We start from the raw sequence: 1421 nt of genomic DNA, 5'->3' as shown, positions 1-1421 counted from the left end.
TTKTKTAAAAAAATAGAAAAATATATTGACATTAAAATTAAAAGTAATACAATCTAAATAAGTAAGTGGTATATTATTCCACAATTTCTAAGATATTAATTTAAGACCCCAAAATAATTTATACGGCCACAAAAGTTAATTATTATGAACATTATTATGTAATTTGTCGTTATGCGATTGAAACACGCAGGTATGATCCAGAACAAGTTAATCCTGGTGAGAATTTGGAAGCATTAGCAAAATTACCAGTGTTATATATCTTGAATAAGAAAGATCATGCAACACCATATATAATGGGGTGGGTAGCTTACCAGAATAAGCGTAAGTATGAAAAACAAAAAATTAGTCGTCGAATTGTTTTTTATTGTGATCATGTTCGCGGAATATATCATAATTCAACGGAATATTTAATAGCAATAATAAATTTTATTACAACTGCAAAAAGAAAATAGTGATAAATAACTTTATTTATCACTATTTTCTTTTTTTATTTTGATTTTTATTAAAAACACGGTACATACCATTGTTAAGACTATGCAAACTAATGTGAAAAATAGTAAAAACAATAATAAAAATAAAAGCAATAAAACATGCTGCTTGTACTCTTGATAATCCTGAAATAATTGGATTATCAATGTCTAAAAATGGATAAGGATATGCTCAAGTAATATTGTCATCTCGTTTTCAAGCTGCTGCCCGCACAATAACATACATTAAATAAAAAGATGAATAACTTAAACTAATTCATCAATCTTTTTGTAAAAAGTCTTTTTTTCAACTAAGACGATGATCACCAAATGACAAGAAGGTATAACCAAAAAAGAGAATTGGCATAATAAAATGAGTAACAACAGTACAACTAATTTGTGCTTTACTATATTCAGAAATTGTTACTTTTCCGTTTTTATAACCAATAATAATTCCAATTCAAAAAATAAAAAACATTAATAAATTTCAGTTTAAAATACTTAATTTAGCATTAGTTGAAAAAAATCAACTTTTTTGTTCACGATGATGATTAAAAATTGCTAATATTAACCAAGTAATAGTTATGATATTAACTTGAACAGAATAAAAACTTAATAAGATGTCATAATTTTGCAAACTAGTAAGTTTTGTTCCTTTTACATATCAAAATTCTTTAAAAATATCCATGTAAAATCCATAAGTTAAAAATCCAAAAGCTAAACTGGCAATTATTACTTTATAATATCAGAGATAATCTTTGTATCAAATCCGATAATTTCAACGTTTCATAGTCCCTCCTTGGTATATTTTACATACTATCACATAAAAATTGTTTTTTTAATTACATCCTTTAATTTTGTCGAAAACTCTTGATATTTATAAAATATACCTAAAATTAGGTATATTTTTAATATATGGAGGTAAATAATTAATGAAAAAAATAATTACAYAGC

The 1421-nt window shown here is 24.5% G+C and carries 2 protein-coding genes; one reads left to right on the top strand and one right to left on the bottom strand.

The genetic code is table 4. The annotated features are described in order from the left end of the window. Positions 1–224 precede the first annotated feature (224 nt). Positions 225–452, top strand: a complete 228-nt coding sequence (locus tag EHV01_RS05575; RefSeq protein WP_422066594.1) for a hypothetical protein — start codon at positions 225–227, stop codon at positions 450–452. A gap of 22 nt (positions 453–474) precedes the next feature. Here the strand turns inward: EHV01_RS05575 and EHV01_RS05570 are convergent, their stop codons facing one another. After that, positions 475–1257 carry a hypothetical protein gene (locus EHV01_RS05570; RefSeq protein WP_422066593.1) on the bottom strand — a complete coding sequence of 261 codons (783 nt, stop codon included), beginning with the start codon at positions 1255–1257 and terminating at the stop codon, positions 475–477. Positions 1258–1421 lie beyond the last annotated feature (164 nt).

Origin of the sequence: Spiroplasma sp. hy2 (genome assembly GCF_044714365.1) — a bacterium.
Lineage (GTDB): Bacteria > Bacillota_I > Bacilli_A > Mycoplasmatales > Mycoplasmataceae > Spiroplasma > Spiroplasma phoeniceum.
The sequence above is the reverse complement of the archived record's forward strand: the minus strand, read 5'-3'. Positions and strand labels throughout refer to the sequence as shown.